Source organism: Acidobacteriota bacterium, assembly GCA_016195325.1.
In the GTDB taxonomy this organism is placed as follows: Bacteria; Acidobacteriota; Polarisedimenticolia; order JACPZX01; family JACPZX01; genus JACPZX01.
Map to the genome: position 1 here is coordinate 57,414 of JACPZX010000017.1, position 26,836 is coordinate 84,249.

A 26,836-nucleotide genomic window follows, 5' to 3' on the forward strand; every position below is an offset into this window, starting at 1 on the left:
GGCTTCGCGCTCCGTCAAGGCGACGGCGCCGGGAGGAGCGCGCGGAGATCTTCGGGGAGCGCCGCACCGGCCGCGGCGCCCCGACCCGCCGCCGCCCTCGCGAGATCCGTGAGGCCGAGGCGGACCGCCGCGCGCGCGAACGGGACGAGCATCTTCGGGAAGGCGGCGCTCGCGGCGAGCGCCGAGTCGAGAGCGGCGATCGCGTCCGCCGGCCTCCCCGTCAGCGCCAGGGCGAGGATCTGCCGGCCGCGCGCGTCGGCGTCCGCGGGCTTCGCCTTCACGGCCAGATCCAGGTGCGGAATCGCGGCGGCGGCGTCCCCCCGATCCAGGAGAAGAATCCCCAGGTTCATGTTCGCGGCGTACTCCTCCGGGTGGAGAGCGAGCTGCTGGCGATACGCCGATTCGGCCTCGGCGAGGCGCCCCGCGCGGGCGAGCGCCAGCCCCAGATCCGAGCGCACGTCGGGGAGGGCGGCGTCGAGACGGGCGGCGGCGCCGATCTCGTCGATCGCCCCGCGGACGTCCCCCCGATCGAGGAGCTCGCGGCCGAGATTGTGGCGGGCCTCGGCGAGATCCCCCTGGATCTCGAGGGCGCGGCGATACTCGACGATGGCCGCCTCGTGATCGCCGCGCTCGCCGAGGGCGTGGCCGTAGTTGAAGTGGACCTTTGCGCTTCGCGGCGACGTGGCGGCGGTCCTCGAGAAGAGCGTGAGCTGGTCCGACCAGTCGCGGTTCCGCTCCACGGTGCGGGCGGCGAAGAGAGCGATTGCGAGCGCGAGCGCCCCGACCCCCGCGCGCCGCAAGGCCGGGCGCGACGAGAGGGGCGGCTCGCCGAAGAGCGCCGCGACGGCGAGGCACAGCCCCACGGAGGGAAGATAGAGGAGGCGCTCGGCCATCTGCGTTCCGGTCGGCACGAGGAGGTTCGAAGCCGGCAGGATCGCGACGAGGTAGATCAGGATCCCCAGGCCGGAGAGGCGCCCCCGGCGCAGGAGGAGCAGCCCGGCGGCGAGCAGCGCGACGTGGGCGGCCGCCGAAGCGAGGAAGAGCGGGTCGAGCGGCGAGCCGATCGCCTCGATCTGGCGGTACGAGTAGTCCGCCGACAGGGTCCGCGGAAATACCAGGAGCCCCAGATACCGTCCGAGGACGCCGACGGACGTGAGGAGGCGCGTCGCCCCGCCGGCCGAGGCGTACACGTTGGATCTCGGATCGATCATCGACGCCGCCGGCACGAGCGCCGCGCGGGCCGCGACGTACCCCCCCGCGAGGAGCGCGAGACCGGCGAGCTCCAGGCGTCTCGATCGCGACGGCCGCCCGGCACGATCCTCATGCGGGGGGGCCACCGCGGCGAGGGCGGCGAGCGCCGGGAACACGATCGCGTTCTCCTTCGAGAGGAGCCCGACGCCGAACAGGGCGATCGTGGCGGCGAACGCCCCGGCGCCCCGGCGCGCGCGCAGGTGCACGAGCCAGGCCGCGAGAACCGAGAGCGCGGCGAGGAGCTCCGACCGGCCGACGACGGGAGCGACCGCCTCCACGTGGACAGGATGCGCCGCGAAGAGAAGCCCCGCGGCAAGTCCGGCGCCGCCCGGGAGCCCGAGCGCCATCGCCAGCAGCACGACAGCGCCCGAGACGAGGCCGTGCAGCAGCGCGTTGACGACGTGGTATCCCGCCGCCCCCTCCCCCGTGACGGCCCGATTCAGCGCGAGGCTGAGGATCGTGATCGGCCGGTAGAGGTCGGCCGGCCCATGCGCCCCGGCCCAGTAGCTCGAGAGGAAGATGTCCCGGACCGCCGACGGATCGCGGGCGAACGGATTGTCGCGGACGACGGCGATGTCGTCGAAGACGAACTCGTTCGGGATCGTGTTCGCGTAGAGAAGCGCCCCGACGAGCGCGGCCGCGGCCGCGAGCCCCCACCCGCGCGCCGTCAAGGGCCGACTCCCCTCTCGGGGGGAGGCGGCGCGGCGGAGCCCTCGAGGAGGCGCCGGGCGATCGCCCGCGCGGCGACGGCATGACCGGCCGGAGACGGATGCGCGTCGGCGGGCACGAGAAAGAGCGGCGACCCCGCGCGCGCGGCGTCACGAAACGCCGGCAGGAGGTCGAGGAAGGGGATGCCGGCCTCTGCGGCCCAGCCGGGAAGGCGATCCGAGGCGAAGGACCTATCCTCGCCCGAGACGTTTCCGCACGACGGATAGAGGACGAGAAGGGACGCGCGGCCCCGCCTCCCGAGCGCGCCTCCGAAGGCGACGAGCGCCCTGTGATAGGCCTCCCAGGCCTCGGGAGCCGCGTCGGGGCCGGCGCGCGACGGCTCCACCCGGGGGATCGCGTCGTGCGACTTCATCGCGACGCTTCCCCTGGCCGCCAGGATCTGGAGCGCGTTGAAGCAGGCGGTGTCCTGGAGAAACCTGAGAAGCGGGCCCACGACGGGCCTCGACTTCACCGCGGCGTGCTCGCGCATCTGATCGTAGACGAGCGCGGGGCGCGTCAGGTCGGAGATGTCGTTCGGGGAGAATGTGACGATGACCAGGTTCGGATCGACGCGATCCGCCTTCTCGATCCAGAACCGCTCCTCGTCCAGGACGCCGAAGCCGTTGGCCCCGCCGTTCACGACCTCGTACCCGGCCGCGGGGGATGCCGCGCGCAGCGCCGCCTGGAGGAGCGCGGGGTAGGCCTCGTCGTCGTTCACGTGATCGCCGAACGTGTAGGAGTCCCCGAGGCACAGGACGCGCCGCGCCGACGCCGGCCGCGCTTCGGGCAGATCGCGCCCGCGGAAGCCGAGGTTGTTGATCCGGATGTGCGACGGGAGATCGCGGCGGACGCGATCGGTGAAGTCCTGCCCCGGCTCGAAGAGACCGGGGATGGCATCGAGGGTCCTCAGATCGGGGGAGCGCAGCGCTCTCGAGGGGGCGAGGCCGGTCAGCCTCAACGCGATCTCGGCGGCGCCGAAGAAGAGGCCGGCGGAGGCGCACGCGAGGAGAGCGTTCCGGAGACCGCCCCTCATGTCAGTAACCGGGTCGGAAGACGATCGTCTGCAGCGTCTTGAGCACGATCACCGCGTCGAGGAAGAACGACCGCTCCTGGAGGTAGTACAGATCGTACTGGAGCTTCGTGTGCGCGTCCTCCACGGTGTTCCCATAGGGGTGGTTCACCTGCGCCCACCCGGTGAGGCCCGGGCGCACCGCGAACCTCAGGGTGTAGTACGGGATCTCCCTCTCGAGCAGCTCCACGAAGTGCGCGCGCTCGGGGCGCGGGCCGATCACGGCCATCTCCCCGCGCAGCACGTTCACGAACTGCGGGATCTCGTCGATGCGCGCGCGCCGCAGGAATCTCCCGATGACCGTCACGCGGTGGTCCCCGGCGTCCGCCCACCTCGGCCCGCTCTCCTTCTCCGCGTCGGCGACCATGGTGCGGAATTTCAGGAGGCGGTACGGCTTCCGGGCGAGGCCGAGGCGCTCCTGCCGGTAGAGGATCGGCCCCCGGGAGGTCAGCCGGATCGCCGCACCGACGATCAGGATGAGGGGCGAGAGGAGGGCGAGGGCGCCGGCGGCGACGACGTAGTCGAACAGCCTCATCAGCCTCAGCTTTTCCTGAGCGACCAGACCCGGGGAATCCTGGCCGAAGAGCAGCCAGCGGTCCTCGATGAACCTCACGGGCACCTTGCCCGTCACGCGCATATAAAAGGTGGGGAGCTCGTAGACCCGGACCCCCCGCGCCTTCAGCTCCAGCATGCGGCGGACCAGGTGACCGTTCGACGCGCCGGTGAACCCCGCGGAGAAGACGATGGCCTCGATCCCCTCGCGGGCCGCGACGTCGGCGATCCCCTCGGTGTCGCCGAGCACCGGGACGCCGAGGACCGTGAGGCCCTGGAGCGCGGGGTCGTCGACGACGATGCCGGCGATCCGGTACTCGCCGCCGTAGGCGGATTCGAGATCCCGGATGAGCGCCTGGGCGGTCTCGCCGGCGCCCACGAGGAGCACCGCGCGCGGCGCGACGAACCGCCGGGAGACGAGGTCGTAGGCGTTCCGCCACAGGTAGATGAGGACCGCCACCAGCGGCGCCTGGATCGCCATGACGCGGCGGGCGATGCGCCAGTACGGGACGACGTAGTAGAGCGTGGCGATCACGACGAACGCCGCCGTCACCAGGGCCGCGATGTGGAAGAACGAATGGGACTCCCGGTAGCGCCGATCGAGCTCGTAGAGCTGGCCGACGAAGAACACGAGGAGGTAGACGGAGAAATAGATGATGCTCCCGCCGGTGAACCGGTCGAGCAGGAAGAGAATGTTGAAGTGCGCGAAGCGGGCGATGACGAAGGCGAGGAGCAGCGACACGACGAGAATCGTGAAGTCCCCCAGCACGAGGAGGATCTGCTGTCGTCTCACCGGGACGCGGAAGAGGCCGGCCATCGCGCGCCCAATATAGGCCCCGACCGGGGGGAGGTGGGATCGCCCTCCGGCGACGCGACGCCGCGGGAAGGACGCTCGGCGCCGCGAGGATTGACGCACGCGGGGGCGCGGCGTAGCCTCGGCCGGCTCCGCGCGCCTTCCCGCGCGCTCCCCATCCCCACGGAGGGTCGAAGATGACCGCGCTCTCCCGCTTCGCCGCCGCGATCCTCATCGCCGCGGCCCCGGCCGCCTACTCCGCGGAGGGTACGGGGCGCGCCGCGTCGCACCGCCCGGGTCCCGGGCGCCTGCCCGACGAGGTCGCCCCCACGCGGTACGACCTCAAGCTCAAGGTGGATCCGCGCGAGGATCACTTCGAGGGGGAGGTCGTCATCGGCCTCGACGTGCGCGAGCGCGTCTACACGTTCAACCTCCACGCCCGGGACCTGAAGATCGAGTCGGTCCTCGTGACGGCGGGCGGGCGCACCTTTCCGGCGCTCGTCGCAGACGCCGCGGGGGCCGGGGCGGAGCCCGGCGAGGGAGAGAAGATGGTGACCCTCCCCGCGTCGCTGGATCCGGGGCCGGCGGAGGCGCGCGTCGTCTTCTCGGGATCGTTCGACCGGAATCTCGCGGGGCTCTACCGCGCGCGCGACGAGGCCGGCAACTGGTACGCCTACACCCAGTTCGAGACCGCGGACGCACGGCGCGCGTTCCCGTGCTTCGACGAGCCGCGCTTCAAGACTCCGTTCCGGCTCACCCTCACGATCCCCGAGTCGATGTCGGCGATCGCGACGACCCTCGACGAGGCGACGACCGCGAAGGGCGGCTTCAAGACCATCCGCTTCCGCGAGACCCGCCCCCTCCCGGCGTACCTCCTCTCCTTCGACGTCGGTGATTTCGACCTCGTGGAGGGGCCGAAGAGCACGACGCGCATCCGGGGCGTCGCCGCGAAGGGGAAGGGCCCGATGCTCGAGTCGTCGCTCCGGACCCACGCCGAGATGGTCCCGATCATGGAGGAGTACTTCGGGCAGCCGTACCCCTTCGACAAGCTCGACGCCGCCGCGCAGACCGAGTTTGCCGCAGGCGCGATGGAGAACGCCGGCCTCATCACGTACCGGGAGGAGGCGCTCCTCGTCGATCCGAAGACGACCTCCCTCGCCCGGCTCTGGAGGATCGACGCGGTCATCGCGCACGAGATCGCGCACGAGTGGTTCGGCGACCTCGTGACGATGCCGTGGTGGAACGACATCTGGCTGAACGAGTCGTTCGCGACGTGGATGGCGGCGCGGGCGACCGACCTCTGGCACCCCGAGCGGCGCGCGCGGGAGGGGCTCCTGGTGCAGCGCGCGGGCGCGTTCGCCGCCGACTCCGTCGCGGGGACGCGCGCGGTGCGCCAGCCGGTGAACGGCGTCCGCGACGCGGAGTCGTCCTTCGACGCGCTCACCTACGCGAAGGGAGCCACCATCCTCGCCATGATCGAGCAGTGGCTCGGCGAGGAGACGTTTCGCGCCGGGATTCGCCGCCACCTCGCGGCGCACGCGTACGGGAACGCCACGGCCGACGATCTCTTCGAGGCCCTGGGCGCCGCGTCCGGCAAGGACGTGGGGAAGATGGCCCGGACATTCCTCGATCGTCCCGGCGTGCCGCGCGTGGACGCCGCGCCGTCGTGCCAGGCGGCGGCGCCTCCCATGGTGACGCTGACCCAGACCCTCTACCGCCCTCTCGGCGGCGCGGCCCCCGAGGGCCTCCCGCCGGGCGGCCCGTGGATCATCCCCGTCTGTCTCGCCTATCCGGCCGGTGGCGGCGTCTCGCGGACCTGCGTCGTCCTCTCGGAGGAGCGGATGACCTCCCCGCTCCCCGGCGCCACGTCGTGCCCGGCATGGATCCACCCCGACGCGGGCGAGTACGGCTATTACCGCTGGTCGGTGCCCCGCGACGTCGCGGCGCGGCTCGGCGAGGCCGTGTCCTCTCCGTGGGGGGTGAGCGGAACGGCGGGGGCCGACGACGCCACGCGCTCCCGTATCGCCCTCCTCGATCAGTCGTGGGCGATGGTCGCCGCCGGGAAGCTCGACCCCGGCGCCTTCCTGACGACCCTCGAGGCGGTGGCGAAGCACGGCGGCCGGCGGGAGCTGGAGCAGGTCGCCTCACGCCTCGACCGCGTGGCGGAGGTCTGGGACGACCTGGCGAGCGGCGAGGGGTTCGAGTCCTTCGTGCGGCGCACCCTCGAGCCCGAGGGGAAGCGCCTGTCGTGGGATCCCGCCCCCGGGGAAAGCGATGATGACGCCATCCTGAGGCCGCGCCTTCTCGAGACGCTCGGCATCCGGGGCCGCGCCCCGTGGGTCCTTGCGGGCGCGGCGGAGCGGACGCGGAGGTATCTCGACGATCCGGCCTCGATCCCCGCGTCCATCGCGGCGACGGCTCTCGCGATCACGGCGCGCCACGGCGACCTCGGGTTCGCCGACGCGAGAGTGCTCCTCGCGTCGGCGCGCACTCCCGGCGCGAGGACGAACGCGCTGACCGCGATGGAGAATCTCCCTCCCGGCCCGCCGCTGGCCTCGGCCATGGAGCTCTCGCTCACCGACGCGGTGCGCGTGCAGGACCTGAACGGCATCCTGACCGGCGCGCTCGAGCGGGCGGAGACGCGCGACCAGGCCTTCGCGTTTCTCGAGGCGCGGTTCGACGACATCGTGAAGCGGATGCCGGGAGGTTTTGCGGGCGCGCCGCGACTCGAGCGGAGGATCGGCGTCTTCTGCTCGGAGGCGAGGCGGGACGCGGCGCGGGTCTTCTTCGAGGGGAAGAAGATCCCCGGGGGAGAGCGGTTCCTCACCGAGGGGGTTCAGAACGCGAGCCAGTGCATCGCTCTCAGATCGTACGGGCAGGCCGCCCTGAGCTCCTTCTTCGAGACCGCGCGGCCGGCGGCGGAGTAGCCCCCGCGGAAGATCAGTCGGCGTAGTTCTCGGGGAAGAGCCGGCGCTCGACGAGCTCCACGAGGATGTGGATCACCTTGATGTGGAGCTCCTGCACGCGGTCGGACCACTCGCCGAACGGCGTGCAGATCTCGATGGACGCCTCTCGCGCGAGCGGGGTCGCCGCGCGTCCGGTCAGCGCGACGACGGTGAGCCCGAGCTCCCGCGCCAGCGCCGCGGCCCGGACGACGTTGGGGCTTCGCCCGCTGGTGCTGATCGCGAGGAGCGCGTCCCCGCGTCTCGCGTGCGCCTCGAGGTACCGCGCGAAGACGCTTTCATAGCCGTAATCGTTCGCAGCGCAGCTGAGGTGGCCGGGATCGCTGATCGCCGCTGCGGGAAGGGCGCGACGCTCCTTCCGGAATTTCCCCGACAGCTCCTCGGCGAAGTGCATCGCGTCCGACATCGACCCGCCGTTGCCGCAGGCGAAGACGCGCCCCGCGCTCTCGAAGCACTCCGCGAGCGCGAGCCCGGCTCTCGCGATCGACTCGATCGCCCCGGAGTCCCCCGTCAGCCGCGCCAGGGCGGCCGCGCTCTCGTCGAGTGCTGCCTTGATGTGCCGGGAGGTCAACGCGTGGCCCTCGTCTCCGGGATTGGAGCCGCATTTGAACCGAACCGGGCGGCGGATTCAAGTGTCCTCCGTCGCCCTTCACCTCGTCCTGTGCCAGGTCACCTCGCGGCCGAGGAGGCACGTCACGACGCCGACCGCGGAGGCGGCGTGCACGACGACGAAGTAGGCCGGCAGCGCGAGCCAGCCGCGAAGGGGCGCCGCCCCGCGCTCCATGGCGATCGCGCCGAGGGCGACCGCGTAGAACGCCGCCTGTGCGATCGCCGACGCGAGGAATATCGGGCCCGCGTCGAGCAGGAAGAGATTGGCGATGAAGAGCCCGGCGAGCCAGAAGGGGACAGCCCAGCGGTTGATCTTGTGCGACAGGAGCTGGAACGCGAGAAGCCATCTCCCCCGCCCGATCGCCTCCTTGAGGAGGACGGCGGCGCTCGTGAGCATCCAGTTGATGATCCGGACCTTGCGGCGGTACTCGTGGACGAAGCGGGCCGTCGCCCCCTCAACGGAGACCGCGCCCGGCTCGAGGATGGAGCCGTACCCGTCGAGGATGCACCGGATCGGGATCTCGAAGTCGTCGCCGCGATCGGGGGCGATCGGCCGGAAGCGCTCGCGCCGGACGGCGAAGAGCGATCCGTTCGCACCCGGCAGCGAGAAGAGGCGGCTGCTCGCCGACTTGAGGAGCTGCTCCATCCCCCAGTACACCTCCTCCGACGCTCCCGCCGCGGTCCTCTCGTCGTTCGCGTAGGTGAGCCGCCCCGAGACCGAGCCGATGCGGGGGTCCGCGAAGTGGCGGACCATCTTCCGCAGCGCGTCGGGGCGGATCATCGCGTTCGCGTCCGTGAAGAGAAGGATCTCCCCGCGGCTCTCCGGCACCGCGCGCGCGAGGTTCCGCACCTTCCCCTGCCGCACGCGGCTCGGAAGCAGCCTCACGCCGGCGCCCGCGTACCCCGCGACGATCCCGTCGGTGCCATCCGTCGACTCCGAGGCGACGACGATCTCGATCCGGTCGCGGGGGTAGTCGAGAGCGAGAGTGTTCTCGATCTTCCGCGCGATGACCGCCTCCTCGTTGTACGCCGGGACGAGGACCGAGACCGAGGGAGTGTGCGCCTCGTCGGCGCGGCTCCTCCTCCCGAACAGGACCGCGAGCGTCCAGAGGATCATCGGATAGGCGGCGTACGAGTAGAGGATGAGCCCCGCGAACGCGGCGAACGCGGCGCGGGCCATCAGCGAGCCGCTCCCGCGGGCGGCGAGCGCATCAGCGCGAGGAGCGCGTCGGCGCTCTTCGCGATGTCGAAGTGATCCTCGACGTGGCGGCGCGCGGCGCCCGCGAGCCGAGCGGCGAGGGGGAGGTCCGTCGTGATCGCGTCGAGCGCATCCGCGAGAGCGCGCGCGTCCCCCGGCTCGACGAGGAGCCCGGTCCTTCCGTCCTCGACGAGCTCGGGGATGCCGGAGAGCCGCGTCGAGACCACCGGCACGCCGAGGGCCATCGCCTCCATCAGCACGACGGGGATGCCGTCCATCAGGCCGCCCCGTCCCCGCTCGCACGCGAGGGCGCACACGCTCGCCGCCGAGATCGTCCGCCGCACCTCGTCCATCGGGCGGGACCCCGTCAGCTCGACGCGATCCGTGAGGGTGAACTCGCGGATCAGCAGGCGGAGCGTCGCCTCGAGCGGCCCGTCACCGATGATCTCGCAGGTGACGTCGCGGCCGCGGTCGCGCAGCGTCGCGATCGCGCGGAGCAGCGTCGGGAACCCCTTGTAGTCCACGAGCCTCCCGACCGAGATCACGCGCACGGGACCGGCGGGAAGCGCCTCCCTCACCGGGTACTCGCCGAGCGGCACGCCGCAGTGGACGACGCGAAGGCGCCGGGCCGCCTCCGCGCCGCACGCGCGCTCGAGGTGCCTCCTGTTGGACTCGGAGATCGTGACGGTGAAGTCGGACTCGAGGATCTTGCGCCTCAGGAGCGGGTTCGGCGCGAAGATGTCGTGCGCGTGCGCCGTGAGGGAGTACGGGATCCCCTCGAGCCTCCGGACGGCCCAGGCCACGAGGGCGGGGTACGTCGCCCAGTGGGCGTGGACGCGATCGATGCCCCGCGCCCTGAGCAGCCGCCCCACGCGAGCCGCGACCGCGACGAGCGGAAGCGACTTCACTAGTTCGGCGGGGGCGGTCGCCAGGGACCCCGCCGTCACCCGGGCCAGCGCGCCGCCCGAGGCGAGCGGGCGCGTCGCGAGAGACGAGACGAACGCGGCCGCGGCGGGGCCCGCGCCGTCGGCGTAGATGGTATCGGCCTCGAACTCGCGGGCGCCCGGATGCGCGAGGGGCTCCCGCCGGCTCTTCAGCGACACGACCGCGACCTCGACTCCCCGCTCGCGGAGCGACTGCATCTCCCGCAGGATGAACGTCTCGGAGATCTTCGGAAAGAGGGAGACGAGGTACGCGACCTTCATGCGCGATCTCTCGCGAAGGCGTCGAACGTCCGGCGCACCGACGCGTCGATCGCCTGCTGCGCCATCTCGTCGAAGGGAAGATCCCCGTCGAGGCGCACGAACGGGGCCGCGCCGGCGATCGTCCGGTAGGCGCCCGCGAGGCGCCGGCGCGATTCGAGCGTCGTCCCGTCTTCCTTCCGCGCGTGCGCGATCTCGGCGTTCACGTCGATGAGGAAGGCGATGTCCGGCGCGGGAGCCGCCCCGAGGAGGAAGCCGGCCGCCCGCGCGGGCAGGGATCGCCCGCCGTCCGGAGAGCGGCCGAGGAGATCGGCGAGCGCGTCGTACGCGTAGCGATCGCAGATGATCGTCCGCCCGGCCGCGAGCGCGAGCCGCGCCCGCTGGAGCGACGCCGCCTGCTCGAGCACGACGGCCCAGGTCCACAGGCTCCGCCTCCAGCGTCCCGAGAGAAACGCCCGCTTCGCCTCCTCGTCGCGCGCCGCGGGGATCCGGCCGCTCGCGACGCGGCGCGCGAGCGCCTTCCCGGACACCGCCATCCGCGAGAAGCCGCCGCGGCTCCAGAGTCGCGCGACGGGAACCTCGCACAGCCTCAGGGTCCGCTCAACCGATTCGGCGAGACGGCTCTTGCCCGCGCCGTCCGGACCGCTGATCGTGATGAGCTGGGCGGGGCGGCATCGGATCGCGAGCCGGTTGGCCACGAGGTTCCACCCGCTCGCGGCCAGATCCCTCACCCTGCGATCCGGCTCCCGCCGGTCGTCCCCGGCGATCAGGGCGACGAGATGCCCCTTCGAGAACCAGCGCGGCGTCCTGTGCGGGAGCGCCACTCCCGCCGTGGGGACGACCCGGCGGATCGATCGGCGCGCCCATGCGGAGCGAGCCAACGCGTCCACGGCGCGATCGCGATCGGCCTCCTCGATGAGCGGCCCGGCCCCGGCCGCGCGGCAGACGGCGTCGTAGAGGAAGAGCGACGACGACGCGGCCGCCTCCCACCGGCGCTCCCTCGCCTCCGCGAGGAAGTCGGTGACGCGCGCGCCGCGGGCGAGGCACCGCCGGACCGTGCGCAGGTCGCTCAGGCGCACCTCGTCGGTCTCGAGAATCGAGTGGGCGAGCGTCGCGGTGAGCGCGTCCGCGGGCGACGAGACGCGGAGCCATGGCTCCTCCCCGCCCACCGAACGCGCGGCCACCTCCTCGCCGTCGGCGACGACGATCTTTCCCCAGGAGACGCACTCGTGCAGGTGCACGCTCAGGCCAGGCCGGCCGCGCTCGAACGTGCGGAAGAGGAGCTTGTGGTCCTCGCGGTAGTGCGGAAAACGGATGTGTCCCAGGGCCGCCACGATCCGCGCGCTCTCCTCGAAGCGGCTCGGGGGAACGAGCACGTCGAGATTGCTGCTCAGGTAGGGAAAGGGGGCCGCAGATTTGAAGAGGACGGGACGGATCCCGGAGGCCGCGAGCGCCTCGGCGACGGGACGATACGCGTCGATCAGCTCCTGCCTGCGGGCGCGCGCCGAGAGGATCGTCGCGGCGCCGGCCGGCGAGGCGGCGACGGCCGATCGGAGCGGATCGGCGCCCTCTCCGGCCTCGAAGAGCGCGAGGAGCGACACCTTGTTCGAGGCCAGGAGGGAGACGACGGCCGAGGACTCCTCCGCCGAGAGATCGCCGGCGGCCCGCGCGCCCCCTGCCCCGGGAGCGATCCCGAGCGCCAGAGCCACCGCGGCGCGCATCACCGCCGGGTCCGTCAAGCCCGCGCCTCCCGCGAAGCCGGGGGAGCCGGGACGGCGGCCTCGAGGCTCTTCACGATTTGCTCCGCCATTCCGTCCCACGTCAGCCGCTCGAGGCGGCGCCTCAGCTCCGGCGCGGGGCGATCCTGGCGCATGCCGAGCACCGCGCGCGGCAGCTCCGCCTCCGACTCGAAGAAGACGACGCCCGCTCCCGCCCCGTCGAGGAGCGCGGGGACGCCGCCGAATCTCGTCGTGACGATCGGGAGGTTCGTCGCCATCGCCTCCAGGATGGAGAGCGGCAGCTCGATCGCGTCGAGCGACGAATGGACCGGGAAGACGTAGCAGTCCGAGGCGCGGTAGTGCTCCTCGATGTCCGCGAGGTGGCGATCCACGACGCGCACCCCCGCCTGCTGCAGCTCGCGGCGGACGTCGGCGTCACCCTGCGTGCTCGTGCTGGTGACGAGGAGCGCCTGCATGCCCGGGATCGCCTGGATCGACTTGAGGGCCAGCACGCCGCGCGCCTCCTTGAGGTGACCGACGTGAAGGGCGATGTACGCCGACGCGGGGAGGCCGAGGGATCGCCGGAGAGCGCTCTTCGACGCGTCGCCGAGGGGGCGGAAGCGCGCCGTGTCGACGCCCCCCTCGAGCCGCGTCGAGGCGAGCCCGAGCCGCGCCGAGAGCGCCGCGACGGACGGGCCGAGCGCGAAGAGGCGATCGGGGGGGCCGAGGCGGGCTCCCACCCGCATGAGCCATCCCGGATCCCGGGGCTGGAGGGCGACGACCCCCAATCGGGCCGACGGCGCGCGGCGCCGCAGGACGGCCGTCCTGAGAAAGGTGCGCGGGGTCAGCGAGGTCCACGGGATGTAGACGATTCCCTCGGGGGCGAACGACGCGATCGACCGGGAGAGCGCCGATCCGACGAAGAAGCGGTCGCGCAGGACGCCGTGGACGGCCATCCCCTTCACCTCGGCGTCGAGCTCGCCGAGGAGAAGGACCTCCCGCCGCCGGGACATCGCCGCCCCGATCTCCGCCGCGAAGATCCGGACCCCCTCGTCGAGGGGCGGGTGGAGGACCTCGCACAGGATCGCGACGCGTTTCACGTGGACAGGACCTCCTCGTAGACTCCTGCGGTCGCCTCGATCATGCGCGCGACGCCGAAATCCGATGCGATGCGCCCGAGTCCCGCGCTCCCCTGGCGCGCCCGGAGGCCGGGGTCCGCGACCAGCGCGCGGACCGCGGTCAGCAGGGGAACGATCTGCCCGGGAGGCACGAGATGGCCGGAGAGGCCGTCCGCGACCAGCTCCCCGACCCCGCCGACGCGCGTCGCGACCACCGGGAGCCCCGCGGCCATCGCCTCGAGCACGGCGTTCGGGAGTCCCTCCGTGTCGGAGGTCAGCACGAATACGTCCATCGCGGCGAGCAGCCTCTGCACGTCGGAGCGCGCGCCCGGGAGCGCGACGCGCTCCGTCAGCCCGGCGGTGCGGATCGATCGCGCCAGCGCGTCGCGTCGCCGGCCGTCTCCCACGACGGCGAACCGTGTGGACGGGCTCTCGCGCGCCAGGGCGGCGGCGAGGTCGACGAAGAGATCGAGGTTCTTCTCCCGCGACAGGCGGCCGACCGTCCCGACGAGCACCGCTTCGGCCGGCACCCCCATCTCGGCGCGGGCCGCCGCGCGATCTCCGGCGGCCGCGCGCGCGCCGGCGGTGTCGACCCCGTTGCGCACGACGCGTATCGAGGCGGCGGGAACCCCGTAGTACGCCGAGGTGAACTCCTTCACCGACTCGGCGTTGGCGATCACCTTCGACGCGCTGCGGAAAACCCAGGAGTGGACGAGCCGGCTTGCTCGCGAGGGGATGGGCATGGTCGTGCGCGAGGAGACGATCAGGCGGCGGAGCCCCGCGAGCCGCGACGCGGCGTACGCGTAGGCGTTCGCCCCGACGAGGAACGAGTGGACGAGATGAGCGCCGGTCTCCCGGAGCATCGAGGCGAGGCCCCTCACGCGCGCGACATCGCGGCGGCCCCGCCGCGGAAAAAGCGTGACCTCGATCCCGTCGCGCCTGAGGCTCGAGGCGTGCGGCTCGGCCACCTCGGAGAGGCAGGCGACGGCGGGCACGAATCCGGCTCCGGCGAGGCCGCGGGCGAGCAGCGCGAGCTGCCCTTCGGCGCCCCCCTGCTGGAGCTGGCCGATCACGAGGACGACTTTCCGCGTCAAGGCCTCACCGGCTTTCTCATCACGAAGAGGTAGGAGACCGCGAGTCCATGGAGCGGAGGCCAGCGCGAGGTGACGCGATCCCAGGTGACGCCGAGCCGGTAGAGGAAGGGGGAGAGCTTCAGATAGTCGGGAGGGTGCTCGCACGGGGTCGCCCGCTCGAGCGCGAGGCCCGCGCTCGAGGCCAGCGCCCGCAGGGCGCGCCGGGTGTTCGCGCGGTAGTACGTGGGGAAGTTGTCGTACACGTTTTTGCCGAAGATCGTGCGGAGGGCCCAGGGCGCGATGCGCTCGGGGACGAGCCGGCCGAGGATCGACGAGTAGTACCACTTGTTGGGGCACAGCACGATCGCGGCGCCGCCCGGCCGGAGGACGCGGGCGATCTCGAGGAAGGCCGCGACCGGATCCGCCAGGTGCTCGGAGACCGATCGCATCGCAATGACGTCGAACGCATCGGCCGCGAGCGGCAGCGCGCCGATGTCCGAGACGACCCCCCTCGCCCCCGGCCCCGATTCGGCCATCGCCTCGAGATCGACGCCGACCGCGAGGCGGCAGCGGTCCCTGAAGATCTGCGCGAGCATCAGCTTCTTCCCGCACCCCGCGTCGAGAAAACGGCCCTCCCTCGGCAGGTTGTCGGCGATCGCCGCCTTCAGCAGCGTGTCGCGATGGCGGGCGAGCGTGTAGTAACGGGCCCCGATCATCATCGAGGCACGCCGGCGGTCCGCCAGGCTCTTCATCGCGCCGCGACGGCCTCCATCTCGTCGAACCTCTGGCGGAGCAGGATGCCGAGAGCCAGCATGATGAAGACGCTGTACTCGAACTCGACGTCTCCCGAGAACCCGAAGACGCACAGGTTCACGAGGAAGCACTGCACGGCCAGGCCGAACATGTACAGGAACGAGCGGCGGTCGCCGCGCGCCTCGAGGCGCGTCTCGATCTTCCGCAGACCCCGCCAGGTGATCCCGAGGACGGCGAGGTAGAGGATGAGCGCCGGGAACCCCATCTGCGCCGACAGGTCGAGGTACATGTCGTGCGTGGGAAGGTGCCGGCGGAAGTTGACCGTGTCGTATCGATCGAAGTCGCGGAGGAAGTTGCCGATCCCGACGCCGAACACGGGGTTGGCCTTCGCGGCGTTCAGGCCGATCACCGCCATCTTGAACCGATCGACGTCCTTGATCTCGTCGATTCTCTGGAACCGCTTCACGAGATTCGTCTGCGAGGCCACGCCGCCGAGGACGGCGACGATGAGGACGATCGCGATCACGCGCGCGCTGCGGGTGACCTTGAAGAACATGAACACGAGGACCGCCGCCATCGAGATGAAGCCCGATCGCGACAGCGTCGAAAGGATCACCGCGCCGTCGGCGACGGCCAGGAGCAGGAGCGCCGTCCTCAGCCAGCGCCGCTCGACGACGAAGAACGAGAAGACCGCGAGGATGAGCATCGTCGTCAGCTCGAACGCCAGGTTGTTCGGGTTGTGCACGATGCCCGTCGTCCTCAGCATCTTCTCGGAGATGACGACCTTCTCCTGGCCGAAGACGCCGAGACGGCCGCCCACGGACGCGACGACGAGGCCGATGTTCGCCAGCGTGAGAACGCCGACGAGCCGCTTCATGGCGCTCTCGCCCACGAAGAGGCTCGTGACCAGGAAGAAGATGAGGAGCCGGACGAGGTAGAGATTGCGGATCGCGTCGAGGTTCTCCTCGGTGACGCGGCCGTTCACGAGCAGCGAGACGACCACCCAGAACGTGAGGGCCGCGAACAGGAGGTGCTGGAGCGAGCCGACGTGGAGCCGGCGCCTGCCGATCGCCACCTGGACGGCGAAGGCGGCCGCGAGGATCAGCTCGAAGGCGATGGGGACGGACAGGGGGCCGAGGCGCGGGAGATCGGCGAGGTGCGCCAGGCCCACGACGGCGTTCAGGATCAGCGCGTGAAGGCCGACCTCCGGGAAGAGGACCGTCGCCGCCGCGGCCGCGACGAGGGCCGCGCCGAGGAGGATCCCCGGCATCGAGAGCCTGAGGACGACCATCGCGAACAGGATCGTGAGGGTGGCCCCCGTGAGAATCAGCCCGGCGATCATCCGCCGCTTCGAGAGGCGCTCGCGCCCGGGGAACGCCAGCGCGAGGGTCTTCATCGCCCCCCCCCGGCCACGGCCACGTAGAGCGCCTCGTGCTCTCGCGCCATCCGGTCGCGTCCGAAGCGGAGCGTGAATCGCTCGCGCGACGCCGCGGACATGCGACGTCTCAGATCTCCGTCCGAGAGAATCCTCTCCGCGCGTGAGGCGAGGAGAATCGGATCGCGCGGGGGGACGACGTACCCCGTGATGCCTTCGTCGATCGTCTCGGGAACGGCGCCCACGCCGGTGGCGACCTGGGGAATCCCCGCGGCCATCGCCTCGATGAGAACGTTCGGCATCCCCTCCTCGATCGAGGCGAGGAGGAGGAGGTCGGCGCGTGCGAGCAGCGCGCGGGCGTCGTCGCGATGGCCGGCGAGGATGACCGAGCCTGCGAGCCCGAGCGCCCGGACGCGCCCCTCGAGGGACGGGCGCTCGGGCCCCGACCCCGCGATCACGAGCGCGGCGCCGGGGTGCGTGCGGCGAAGTCGCGAGAACGCCTCGAGGAGGTAGGGATGCCCCTTCTTGGCCGAGAGGGACGCGACGCACAGCAGGCGCGGCGACGCCTCCGCCGGCCATGGATCGGCGCCGGCCGGCTGGTCCGTCGCGGCGGGGACCTCGCCGATGCCGTTCGCGATGATCCTCGTCCGGGCGAGGGGGATGCGCTCCCGCGTGACGACGAGATCGCGCACCTGCCGCGAGTTGAACGTCACCGCGGCCGCGCCCCGATGAGCCCATCGGCTGAGGGCGAGATCGAGGGGGCGCCTCCTGAGGTCCAGGTTGCGGACCGAGGTGATGTACGGAACGCCGGCCCGGCGCGCCGCGGCGGCGCCGAAGAGATTCCCGTCGCGGAGAAAGGCGTGGACGACGCGCACCCTGTCCGCGCGCATTCGCGAGGCGACGGAGGCGACGGCCGAGAGCGTCGCGGGGCGAAACCATCCCCGGAGATGGAGGTCGACGATCGGGACGCGAAGCGGTGCGAGATGTCTCTTGAGGGCGTCATCAAGATGAAGGGCGCAGAGAGTGGGCGACCAGGCCCGGCGATCGAGCGCCGCGAGGAGCTCCATCACCTGCGTCTGCGTGCCACCGCGCGCGTTGAAGTCGCAGACGAGCAGGAGCGCGTCCGCCATCACTTGACGAAGTCCGCCCCGCCGCGGGCCCCGCTCCCCATAACTACTTCAATCTATAACGGATACCCACGCCGCGCAACGGGAGCGTCACACCTGTGGCACGCGGAGCCCGCCCGCCGACTCCACGGCGGAACGGCACTACAATGGCCCGGATGCGCGTCACGCTGGTCAACCGACTCGCCGCGATCCACCGCGGCGGGGGCGAAATCTACGACCTGAGCCTCGCTCGGGCCCTTCGCTCGGCGGGCGCGGAGCTCGAGATCATCACCGGGACGCCGGCCCTCTCGCCAACCCCAGCGCCCATCGAGGGGATTCCGACGCGCTACGCCCGGACGCCGTATCTCAGATCGACGGCCCACCGCCTCGGAAACGCCGGCTGGCGACTCCTGGATCTGGACCTTCGATGGTTCGAGCGGGCGGCGTTCCGCCTCATCCGGGCCGGCCTCCCCCGGCCGGACGTCGTTCACGTCACCGGGCTGGCCCGCCTGGCGCATCGCCTCGAGTCGGAGCTTTTCATCCCGTCGCTCGTCCTCTTCCCCGGCCCCCCCTCGCTCACCCACAGGGCGCTCATCGGCCGCTGCCGCCACGTGGCGGGTGTGGGCGCCGTCGCTCCCTATCTTCGGGAGAACTTCCGGGCCGGCATCCACGAGGTCACGGCGGGGGTCGACACCGGAGTCTTCCGGCCGGTGCCGCCCGCCGCGAGGGAGAGGCTGGGGCTCCTCGGCGACGACCGCGTGGTCCTGTTCGCCGGGAGGCTCGTCCCCCTCAAGAACCTCCCCCTCCTCGCGGAGGCGTTCGCGGGAATCCGCGAGAGGGTGGCGGGCGCCCGGCTCGTCGTGGCCGGGGACGGGCCGTCACGCTCCGAGTTCGTCCGACGGTGCGCCCGGGCCGGGCTCCGCGCCGATGGCATCCGCCCCGACGTCGTCATCGCGGGCGAGGTCCCTCACGACGCGATGGCGGAGATCTACGCCGCGGCCGATCTCGTCGTCCTGACGAGCCTCGACGAATCGTTCTCCCTCGTCGCCCTGGAGGCGATGGCGTGCGGCCGCGCCGTGCTCGTCCCGGCGGCCGTGTATCTCCCCAGGCTCGTGGAAGATCGCGTGACAGGCCGACTCTACCCCAGGGGCGAGCGCCAGCCGTTCGTCGACGCCGCCGTCCAGATGCTGGGGGATCCCGCGGAGCGCCAGCGCCTCGGAGCGGCCGCGCGCGACGCCGCGATGCGCCGGCACTCGTGGGACGCCGTCGCCCGGGAGTTCATGAAGCTCTACGAAGGGATGGCGCCGGCTTGACCCCCGGCGTGCGTCGCGCGGTGGCCGCCGGCACGGTCACACTCCTGTCCGCGCGCCTCGTCGTCGCCGGGCTGGCGATGATCTTCATCGCCGTCAGCACGCGGCTCCTCTCGCTCCGCGAGATGGCGGTCTTCGCCGTCTACAGCTCGCTCTGCGTCACTCAGTCGATGATCTGCTCGCTCGGGCTGCTGACCATGTGCACACGTGAGCTCCCGGCCCTGATGGGCCAGCAGGATCTGGACGGCGCGTCGCGCCTGCTCCGGACCTCGCTCCTCATCAACGCGTCCGTGTCCGCGGTCGTCGCGGTGATTCTCTTCGCGGCCTCCCGCCCGATCAGCCTTCTCTTCCTGAAGGACGACGCCTTCGTGCCGGAGATCCGCATCGTCGCCGCGGGGGTCTTCCTCTGGAACATCTTCGAGGCCAACCAGGTGCTGCAGGTCGCCCTCCAGCGGTTCCGGACCTACGGAAGGGCGAACGTGCTCTGCGCGATCGCGCAGCGCGGAGCTTCCCTGGCGCTCTTCTTCCTGATGGCTCCTTCCGGGAGGGGGCTCGCCGGATACCTTCTCGGGTACGCCGCGGGGACGCTCGCCGGCATCGCGGTCACGTTCGCGTCGATCCGCGATCTCCTCGCCCGCCCGAGCGGCCGGCAGTCGATCGGCCCCCTGCTCCGCTACTCCGTCCCGTTCTACGCCGACGGGTACCTCAGGTACCTCTACACCCAGGCCGATCAGCTTCTGGTCGGCGTCTTCCTGTCGCCCGAGGTCTTCTCGCTGTACTTCGTGGCGAAGCGCTTCATCCAGTACTACCAGCAGATGATCGCCTCGTCGATCGACCCGGTCCTCGCGAAGGTGGCCGAGCTTCGATCCCGAGGGGGGGAGGCCGTCTCGCGCTCGCTCCGGGCCGCGTCCCGCTACTTCATCCTGGTCTTCCTGCCGTTTTCCGTGGCGTCGGCGGCCCTCAGCGGATTCTACCTGCAGCTCGCCGGCGGAGATCGGTATCGACCGGCGACGCTCGTCCTCGCGCTGCTGTCGCTCTCCGTCGCCCCTTACGCGGCCTTCAATCTCGTCACCGGGTACGTGTACGTCCTGGGGGCGCCCCTCGACAGGCTGAAGCACAATCTGGTCGCGGGGCTCACCCAGCTGGCGATCATGACCTCGCTCCTCGGCGCGGGCGCGGCGGCGGGGGCGCCGCCCATCACCGCGGCGGCGGCGATCGCGGTGGCGAGGGTCGTCTCGCTCCTCGTCGGGCTCGCGTACGCTCACCGCCAGCTCTCGCGGTACCTCGCGCCGGCCTACGACGTCGAGGCGCTGGCGCCCACCTTCGCCGGGTCGGCCGTTCTCGCGGCGGCAATCCTCGTCCCACGGGTCTTCGGCGCGCCGATTTTCTCCGCGCCGATCGGCGCCGCGGTGGGCGCGGGGCTCTTCATCCTGATCGTCAGGCCCGCGGTTCGAGACGACGATCTGGCCCTTCTCGGAGACCTCCTCCGCGGGCGCTTTCGTCCCGCCGAGCGGCTCGCGCGCCGGGTGTTCCGCCGGCCCGCCGCGGGATGACACGCCTGTAACCTCCTGGCATGCGGGTTGAATGAGTTCTCCCATTACGCAGGGGATTCGTCACGCTCCCGGGAAGCGCACGCGACACCTCGCGCCGCCTGGATAACGACGATGACCGTTTGGATATCGGTGGGGGATCTGCCCGCTTCAACGCTTCCGGGTTGGAAGTTACATCTCTCGGGACAGACGTGGCTTGAAACCTAGCGCTGCGCGGGCTCCTGGCCAATATTCATCTCCCGTTCTCGCCCTGTGGGGGTATGATCTTGGGGCCGCGGCCTGCGGCAAGTCACCGCGGGGCCGGGGCGAATTGAACCGGGTGTCAGGAGGTATCGTGGACCTGCTTTCCATGCACCGACGCGTGATCGGGCTGACCTTGGGTTTCATCGCAACGGCTTTCGTCTCGGGAGGAAACGCTCTGGCGATCGAGGCGACGCTCATGGACGACGCGCACGTCTCGTCCGCGTCCCCGACCGGGCACTTCGGCGCGAAGACCTCCGTCCTCGTGTCGCAGAGCCCAGCCGCGACCTCCTTCCTCAAGTTCGATCTCTCCTCGTTTCCCAGCGCGATCACCGGCGGCGGGGTCGCCAAGGCGACGCTCAAGATCTGGCTGAGCAAGGTGACGAGCCCGGGAACGATCAACGTGCAGCGCGTGATGGCTCCCTGGAACGAGGAGTCGATCACGTTCAGCACGGCTCCCGCCCTCGGAACCGTCGAAACCTCCTTCGACATCGACGCCACCTCCGCGCGCTCGTACATGACGGCCGACGTGACGGCGCTCGTCAGCGCGTGGCTCGCGGGATCCGTGTCGAACGACGGGATCGCGCTCGTCTCGGGCACCGGTGGGCCGGCCGGTGCTTTCGACAGCAAGGAGAACACGACCACCAGCCACGAGGCCTTTCTCGATCTCGTCTTCGTCGGGCCCCAGGGCCCTCAGGGGGCCAACGGGCTGACCGGCCCCGGCGGGCCGGCCGGCGCGACGGGGCCGCAGGGCCTTCAGGGACCCCAGGGAGTCCAGGGGATCGCAGGGCCGCAGGGCGCGGCCGGACCGGCGGGGGCCACGGGCGCTCAGGGAATCCAGGGAATCGCAGGACCGCTGGGGCCGACCGGGACTGCCGGCGCGACCGGATCGCAGGGCGCGCAGGGAGCTCAGGGGCTGCCGGGGCCGGTCGGGCCGACCGGATCGCAGGGATTGCAGGGACCTGCCGGCAACACGGGGCCCGCGGGCGCGACCGGGTCGCAAGGTCCCATCGGGCCGATCGGCGCCCAGGGGCCGTCGGGAAACTCACAGAACCTCCTCGCAATCGCCACGCTGCGCTGGTTCGAGGCCGTCCAGAGCGGGATCGCCTTCGCCACGTCCGCGAAGCCGACGGGGGTCGTCTTCGACGGCCTGAACGTCTGGATCGCGAACTTCGACAGCGGAACCCTGACCAAGCTCCGAGTCAGCACCGGGGCGTTCCAGAGTAACTCCACCGTAGGGAACAACCCCCTCGGACTCGCGTACGATGGCGCCAACGTCTGGGTGACGAACTTCGGCGGCGGAACCGTCTCGAAGGTGCGGTCTCTTGATGGCGTCGTCGTCGGGACGGTGATCGTCGGCAGCGGTCCGACGGGGGTCGCTTTCGACGGGACGAGCATCTGGATCGCGAACCAGAACTCGAACACCGTCATGAAGATCCGTCCGAGCGACGGCGTCATCCTCGGCACCTTCAATGTCGGCGTCTCACCGAGAGGGGTGGCGTTCGACGGCGCGAACATCTGGGTCACCAACGCGAACGACAACACGCTCATGAAGCTGAACCAGGCGGGCACCGTGACCCAGACGGTCAACGTCGGGGCGCGGCCTGTGCGGTTGACCTTCGACGGCGTGTACATCTGGAGCGCGAACTTCGACGACAACACGGTGTCGAAGGTGCGGGCGAGCGACGGCGTGGTCTTCGGCACATTCAACGTCGGAACGCAGCCGCTCGCGATCGGCTACGACGGTCAGAGCATCTGGGTCACGAACAGCGGCGCGAGCTCGGTCACGAAGCTCCGCGCCAGCGACGGCTCGCTCATCGGCACCTACTCCGTCGGGTCCGCCCCCCAGGGGATCGCGTTCGACGGCGTCAACCTCTGGATTTCGAACTCGCTGAGCAACACAGTCTCGAAGCTGTAGTCGCGGCGCGCGCCGCGGAAAATGGAGCTTGGAATGGGGGGTGCCGGCGGATCGGTGTACTCTGCCCGATACCCCTCTCTCGTCGCCGCGGCGACCGTCGCGCTCGCCGCCACTCTCTTCGCGGACGGAGCGCTTGCGGCGCGGGCCCCCGCGTTCGCCGACGCCCACACGTCGTCGCTCGCCTCCGCGATTCAGCTCGGCGCCGCCCCCGAGCTCGACGTCTCCCTCTCTCCGCTCCAGACCGCATTCCTCCAGTTCGACATGTCGACGCTTCCCGGCGGGATCACATCGGCGGACGTCGGCCTCGCCCGCGTCCGCCTCTTCGTCCGGAGCGTGATGGCCGCGGGAGCCTTCGAAGTGAGGCCGGTGGGAGACTCCTGGACCGAGAGCGGCATCACGTTCGATTCATCGCCCGCCCTCGGCGCCGCCGTCTCCACGTTCACAGTCGCGCCGGGCGCGCTCGGCACCTTCGTCGACGTCGACGTCACGTCGCTCGTGAAATCCTGGATTGACGGGGTCGTGCCGAACCACGGCATCGCGATCGTCTCGACGTCGGGGGCGGCCGTCGCCTTCGACAGCCGGGACGACGTGACCACCAGCCACGCGCCGGCGCTGCACGTCGATCTCGTGGCGAAGGTCGGCGCCCAGGGAGCGGCGGGCGCGCAGGGGACGCCGGGCCCGGTGGGGGCGACCGGACCTCAGGGCCTCGATGGAATCCCGGGATCGGACGGGCCTCAGGGGCTTCCCGGGGTGGACGGGGCCCCGGGTGCGAATGGATCTCCTGGTCTCCAGGGGATTCCGGGGACCGCGGGCGACGCGGGGCCGGCGGGGGCCGCCGGGCCGACCGGGCCCGACGGGATTCAGGGGGTGACGGGGACCGCGGGAAGCGCCGGCGCTCAGGGGATCGCCGGTGCGCCGGGGGCCGCCGGACCCACGGGCGCCGACGGCCCGATCGGAGGCACCGGCCCCGGGGGGCCGACCGGACCGGCGGGGACCCCGTTCAATCCGATGGCGATCGCGGCGCTCCGCTGGTACGAGTCGAATCAGATCCCGATCTCCTACGTGACGCACGCCCACCCGATCGGCGGGGCATTCGACGGGCAATACATCTGGATCGCGAACTTCAACAACAGCAGCGTGGAGCGGCTGTCGGTCGCCACGGGCCAGAACCAGGGGACGTTTGCGGCGGGACAGTCCCCCTTCGCGGTCCTGACCGACGGCGCGTTCGTCTGGGTCACGAACTTCGGGGGGAACAGCGTCTCGAAGGTCCGGGCGAGCGACGGCGTGAAGATCGCCGACTACCCCACCGGCCGCGGGCCCACCGCGCACGCGTTCGACGGGACCAACATCTGGGTCCCGAACCAGACCGACAACACGGTCACGAAGCTGCGCGCGAGCGACGGCGCCAATCTGGGGACGTTCGCGACGGGGCTCTCGCCGCGCGGCGTGACGTTCGACGGCGTGAATATCTGGATCGCCAACGGCAACGCGAACACCGTCCAGGTGATGCGGCCGTCCGACGGCGTGATCCTGGCGACCTACGGCGTCGGCGCCGTCCCGCTGCGCGCGACCTTCGACGGCGCGTCGATGTGGGTGTGCAACTTCAACGACAACACGGTGACCCGCCTGCGGGTGAGCGACGGGGCGGTCCTCGCGACGATACCCGTCGGCAACGGCCCGTTCTGGTCGCTGTACGACGGGTCGTCGATCTGGGTCTCGCACAAGTTCAGCAACAACGTCTACAAGCTGCGGGCGAGCGACGGCTCGCTGATCGCCATCTACCCGGCGGCGACGGCCCCCGAGGGGCTGGTGTACGACGGCGCGAACGTCTGGGTGACCTCCTCGACCGGCGACGTCGTCCTGAAGTTCTGATCGCTCAGAGTAGGTCCGGGCGACCCCTCCGGGAGAGCGCGGCCACGACGTCTCGGACCTTCTGCGACGAGCCCCGGCGGCAGATGAGGAGGGCGTCGCCCGCGTCGACGACGATCAGGTCGCTCACCCCGACGAGCGCGATGACCTTCCCGCCGGAACGCACCAGGTTGCCGCTCGACTCGATCGCCAGCACCTCCTCGTCGAGGACGTTGCCGGCGTCGTCCGGCGCGCCGAGCTCCGCCACGGCGTCCCAGGATCCGACGTCGCTCCACCCCGCGTCGCACGGAACCACGAGAACGTTCCGGGCTTTTTCCATCACGGCGTAGTCGATCGAGATCGAGGGCTGCGAGGCGAACACCTCGCGGACGGCGCTCCGGACGGCCGGGCGCGCCAGCGGATCGTCCGCCGCCTCCGGGAGGGCGGGGCCGAGCGCGGCCCGGATTCTCTCAAGACCGTCGTGCAGGATCGGATGATGGCGGCGGATCGCGTCGAGGATCGACGCCACCCGCCACACGAAGACCCCGGCGTTCCAGAAGTGGCGTCCGGAGCCCGCGAGAGTCGAGGCGGTCGCCGCGTCGGGCTTCTCGATGAACCGGAGCGCCCGCAGCGAGCCTGACGCGCCGGCCTCGCCCGCCTCGATGTACCCGTAGCCGGTCTCCGGGCGTGCCGGGCGAATCCCCAGAGTGACGAGATGGTCGCCGGCCGCGGCGACTTCGGCGGCCGTCGCGATCGCCTCGGCGTACGCCCCCGGGCGGGAGTAGACGTGATCCGCCGGGCAGAAGACCGCGATCGCGCCGGGATCCATCAGCGACAGCCTGAGGGCCGAGAGGCCCACGGCCGGGGCGGTGTTGCGCGCCACCGGCTCGCCGATGAAACGCGAGTCGGGAAGCTCCGGGAGCGCCGCGATGACTCCCGCGCGATGCTCCTCCCCCGCCGAGACGAGGATCCGCCCGGCCGGCCCCGACGCAGCGCAGCGATCGAACGTCTGCCGTATCAGCGAGGCCTCGCCCGAGAGCGAAAGAAACTGCTTGGGCCTCGACCTGCGGCTCGCGGGCCAGAAGCGCGTTCCCGATCCGCCCGCCATGATGACGTGATAGATGTCCGGCATCCTCTCCTACCCGGCCTCTGGCCGACCGATCTCCCGGTTCAGGGATCGGAGCTGGTCCTTGAAGATCTCGTTGTCGGGAAACATCTCGACGAGCCGGCGCGCCAGCGCGATCGCCTTGCTGATCTGGTGCGTCCTGCGGTACATGGCGATCAGCTCGGCGTAGACGCTGGCCTTGTTCGGCTCGAGGCGGATGGCCGCTTCGTACTCCGCCTCCGCCTGGGCGAGCATCCCGAGCGACTCGTACGCCTGGCCGAGCTCGACGCCGATGTACGCCACCGTCGGGCTGAGCCATCGCGCCTGCTTCAGGTACTCGACCGCCTCGCGCTGGTCGTTCCGCATCATCGCGCACTTTCCGAGCAGCGCGTACACCAGACCGGAGGTTCGGGACTGCAGGCTCTGGCGGGAGATGGAGTCCTTGAGAACCTTCTCCGCCTCGTCGTATCGCTTCAGGCCGAAGAGGAGCTCTCCGAGGAGCTGCATGTAGGGCGACGGATCCGCGGCCGCCGCGATCGCCTGGCGGTAGGCGTCCACGGCCGTGTCGTGGTCGCCCGCCCTCTCGGCGAGATCCGCGAGATTGAGCCAGACCCTCTCGCGCAGGAAGAGGTGGTTCGACACGAGCGCCCTCTCGAGCGCTCCGCGCGCGGCGGCGTAGAGGTCCGCCGGCACGTCCTGTTTCGGCAGGTAGTAGTGCCACGACAGGTCCGGCATGATCTCGATCGATCGGGCGTACGCGGCGAGCGCCTCCCGCCTCAGGCCGCGTCCGTCGTAGAAATCTCCGAGGTAAGCGTGGTAGAAGTAGTTGTTGGGCTCGAGGCGGGTCGACCGCGAGTACGCCGCGACGACGAGGCGGTCCTCGGCGTCGAGGCTCTGCGGCCGCTCCCCCGAGAGGGCGTCGAGGTCGACCGCTTCGTCCTTCAGCCGGAGCGATCGCTCTTTCTTGAACACCTCGGCGAGCCCGGCCCAGGCCCTGGCCGAGCCCGGCTGCCGATTGAGAGCCTCCGCGTACGACAGGAAGGCGAGCCGCAGCAGCGTCCGCGCGTCGTCGATCCGGTAGAAATGCTGGAACGCTCCGTCGTCCACCGTCCAGACGGCGAGATCGCCCAGATCCAGGCACGGCTTCGCGGCGAGGGACGTTCGCGACACGGCGCGCGTGAGATAGGGGTAGGCCGGGCCGGGCTTCCCCGAGTTGTAGAGCTCGGCTCCACGGGACGCCTCCCATCCAACCCACCCTCGATCGAACTGCAGCCAGGCCGCGCCGGCGGCGACGAGGAAAGCCATCGCGGTGACCGCCCAGCGGATCCCGGGGCCGGGAGCGGAGCGAGACGGCGGGCTCGCGGGAAATGCCAGCCG

At 71.3% G+C, this 26,836-nt stretch carries 19 protein-coding genes; 5 read left to right on the plus strand and 14 right to left on the minus strand.

The genetic code is table 11. The features are described 5' to 3' along the window. Nucleotides 1-14 precede the first annotated feature (14 nt). From HY049_03445 to HY049_03455, 3 genes are read right to left on the minus strand one after another with little or no spacing between them, the layout of a single operon-like run. On the minus strand, nucleotides 15-1,922 hold the full coding sequence (locus tag HY049_03445) for a tetratricopeptide repeat protein (GenBank protein ID MBI3447961.1): 1,908 nt from the start codon (nucleotides 1,920-1,922) through the stop codon (nucleotides 15-17). Then, nucleotides 1,919-2,992, minus strand: a complete 1,074-nt coding sequence (locus HY049_03450; protein ID MBI3447962.1) for an SGNH/GDSL hydrolase family protein — start codon at nucleotides 2,990-2,992, stop codon at nucleotides 1,919-1,921. Before HY049_03450 ends, HY049_03445 begins: the two co-directional genes overlap by 4 nt. A 1-nt stretch (nucleotide 2,993) precedes the next feature. Beyond that, entirely contained in the window at nucleotides 2,994-4,397 is a 1,404-nt protein-coding gene (locus HY049_03455; GenBank protein MBI3447963.1) for a sugar transferase, read from the minus strand. A gap of 173 nt (nucleotides 4,398-4,570) precedes the next feature. On the opposite strand from HY049_03455, the gene HY049_03460 reads away from it, so the two are divergent. Then, nucleotides 4,571-7,300, plus strand: a complete 2,730-nt coding sequence (locus tag HY049_03460) for a M1 family metallopeptidase (protein ID MBI3447964.1) — start codon at nucleotides 4,571-4,573, stop codon at nucleotides 7,298-7,300. Nucleotides 7,301-7,313: 13 nt separating this feature from the next. Here the strand turns inward: HY049_03460 and HY049_03465 are convergent, their stop codons facing one another. The 9 genes from HY049_03465 to HY049_03505 form a co-directional block, all read right to left on the minus strand. Next, nucleotides 7,314-7,907 (minus strand): SIS domain-containing protein, encoded by a 594-nt coding sequence (locus tag HY049_03465; protein ID MBI3447965.1) that lies wholly within the window; start codon nucleotides 7,905-7,907, stop codon nucleotides 7,314-7,316. A gap of 78 nt (nucleotides 7,908-7,985) precedes the next feature. Further along, nucleotides 7,986-9,125 carry a glycosyltransferase family 2 protein gene (locus HY049_03470; GenBank protein ID MBI3447966.1) on the minus strand — a complete coding sequence of 380 codons (1,140 nt, stop codon included), beginning with the start codon at nucleotides 9,123-9,125 and terminating at the stop codon, nucleotides 7,986-7,988. Then, on the minus strand, nucleotides 9,125-10,348 hold the full coding sequence (locus HY049_03475) for a glycosyltransferase (GenBank protein ID MBI3447967.1): 1,224 nt from the start codon (nucleotides 10,346-10,348) through the stop codon (nucleotides 9,125-9,127). The genes HY049_03470 and HY049_03475 overlap by 1 nt, the downstream gene beginning before the upstream one ends. Continuing rightward, entirely contained in the window at nucleotides 10,345-12,084 is a 1,740-nt protein-coding gene (locus HY049_03480) for a nucleotidyltransferase family protein (protein MBI3447968.1), read from the minus strand. The genes HY049_03475 and HY049_03480 overlap by 4 nt, the downstream gene beginning before the upstream one ends. Next, a complete protein-coding gene (locus HY049_03485; GenBank protein ID MBI3447969.1) occupies nucleotides 12,081-13,163 on the minus strand; it encodes a glycosyltransferase family 4 protein in 1,083 nt (360 codons plus the stop codon). Before HY049_03485 ends, HY049_03480 begins: the two co-directional genes overlap by 4 nt. Next, nucleotides 13,160-14,275, minus strand: coding sequence for a glycosyltransferase (locus tag HY049_03490; protein MBI3447970.1), 1,116 nt, complete (start codon nucleotides 14,273-14,275; stop codon nucleotides 13,160-13,162). The genes HY049_03485 and HY049_03490 overlap by 4 nt, the downstream gene beginning before the upstream one ends. Next, nucleotides 14,272-15,006, minus strand: a complete 735-nt coding sequence (locus tag HY049_03495) for a class I SAM-dependent methyltransferase (protein MBI3447971.1) — start codon at nucleotides 15,004-15,006, stop codon at nucleotides 14,272-14,274. The genes HY049_03490 and HY049_03495 overlap by 4 nt, the downstream gene beginning before the upstream one ends. Continuing rightward, nucleotides 15,003-16,403: an O-antigen ligase family protein gene (locus HY049_03500; protein ID MBI3447972.1), complete on the minus strand. Its 1,401-nt coding sequence runs from the start codon at nucleotides 16,401-16,403 to the stop codon at nucleotides 15,003-15,005. Before HY049_03500 ends, HY049_03495 begins: the two co-directional genes overlap by 4 nt. Beyond that, nucleotides 16,400-17,512, minus strand: a complete 1,113-nt coding sequence (locus HY049_03505; GenBank protein MBI3447973.1) for a glycosyltransferase — start codon at nucleotides 17,510-17,512, stop codon at nucleotides 16,400-16,402. The genes HY049_03500 and HY049_03505 overlap by 4 nt, the downstream gene beginning before the upstream one ends. 152 nt (nucleotides 17,513-17,664) lie before the next feature. Here HY049_03505 and HY049_03510 point away from each other — a divergent pair, with 152 nt between their 5' ends. From HY049_03510 to HY049_03525, 4 genes are all read left to right on the plus strand, one after another. Next, nucleotides 17,665-18,801, plus strand: a complete 1,137-nt coding sequence (locus tag HY049_03510) for a glycosyltransferase family 4 protein (GenBank protein ID MBI3447974.1) — start codon at nucleotides 17,665-17,667, stop codon at nucleotides 18,799-18,801. After that, nucleotides 18,798-20,351, plus strand: a complete 1,554-nt coding sequence (locus tag HY049_03515; protein MBI3447975.1) for an oligosaccharide flippase family protein — start codon at nucleotides 18,798-18,800, stop codon at nucleotides 20,349-20,351. The genes HY049_03510 and HY049_03515 overlap by 4 nt, the downstream gene beginning before the upstream one ends. Nucleotides 20,352-20,682: 331 nt before the next feature. Further along, nucleotides 20,683-22,506, plus strand: a complete 1,824-nt coding sequence (locus HY049_03520; protein MBI3447976.1) for a DNRLRE domain-containing protein — start codon at nucleotides 20,683-20,685, stop codon at nucleotides 22,504-22,506. 54 nt (nucleotides 22,507-22,560) lie between these two features. Then, nucleotides 22,561-24,378 carry a DNRLRE domain-containing protein gene (locus HY049_03525; GenBank protein MBI3447977.1) on the plus strand — a complete coding sequence of 606 codons (1,818 nt, stop codon included), beginning with the start codon at nucleotides 22,561-22,563 and terminating at the stop codon, nucleotides 24,376-24,378. A 4-nt stretch (nucleotides 24,379-24,382) separates the two neighbouring features. Here HY049_03525 and HY049_03530 read toward each other — a convergent pair whose 3' ends face one another. Further along, nucleotides 24,383-25,486: a mannose-1-phosphate guanylyltransferase gene (locus HY049_03530; GenBank protein ID MBI3447978.1), complete on the minus strand. Its 1,104-nt coding sequence runs from the start codon at nucleotides 25,484-25,486 to the stop codon at nucleotides 24,383-24,385. A 6-nt stretch (nucleotides 25,487-25,492) separates the two neighbouring features. After that, entirely contained in the window at nucleotides 25,493-26,764 is a 1,272-nt protein-coding gene (locus HY049_03535) for a tetratricopeptide repeat protein (GenBank protein MBI3447979.1), read from the minus strand. Nucleotides 26,765-26,836 lie beyond the last annotated feature (72 nt).

Bases quoted from the DNA above. Each gene is read 5' to 3' on its own strand.
- HY049_03450 (MBI3447962.1), bottom strand. From the start codon at position 2,992: ATGAGGGGCGGTCTCCGGAACGCTCTCCTCGCGTGCGCCTCCGCCGGC.
- HY049_03455 (MBI3447963.1), bottom strand. From the start codon at position 4,397: ATGGCCGGCCTCTTCCGCGTCCCGGTGAGACGACAGCAGATCCTCCTC.
- HY049_03460 (MBI3447964.1), top strand. From the start codon at position 4,571: ATGACCGCGCTCTCCCGCTTCGCCGCCGCGATCCTCATCGCCGCGGCC.
- HY049_03470 (MBI3447966.1), bottom strand. From the start codon at position 9,125: ATGGCCCGCGCCGCGTTCGCCGCGTTCGCGGGGCTCATCCTCTACTCG.
- HY049_03475 (MBI3447967.1), bottom strand. From the start codon at position 10,348: ATGAAGGTCGCGTACCTCGTCTCCCTCTTTCCGAAGATCTCCGAGACG.
- HY049_03495 (MBI3447971.1), bottom strand. From the start codon at position 15,006: ATGAAGAGCCTGGCGGACCGCCGGCGTGCCTCGATGATGATCGGGGCC.
- HY049_03500 (MBI3447972.1), bottom strand. From the start codon at position 16,403: ATGAAGACCCTCGCGCTGGCGTTCCCCGGGCGCGAGCGCCTCTCGAAG.
- HY049_03505 (MBI3447973.1), bottom strand. From the start codon at position 17,512: ATGGCGGACGCGCTCCTGCTCGTCTGCGACTTCAACGCGCGCGGTGGC.
- HY049_03510 (MBI3447974.1), top strand. From the start codon at position 17,665: ATGCGCGTCACGCTGGTCAACCGACTCGCCGCGATCCACCGCGGCGGG.
- HY049_03530 (MBI3447978.1), bottom strand. From the start codon at position 25,486: ATGCCGGACATCTATCACGTCATCATGGCGGGCGGATCGGGAACGCGC.
- HY049_03535 (MBI3447979.1), bottom strand. From the start codon at position 26,764: ATGGCTTTCCTCGTCGCCGCCGGCGCGGCCTGGCTGCAGTTCGATCGA.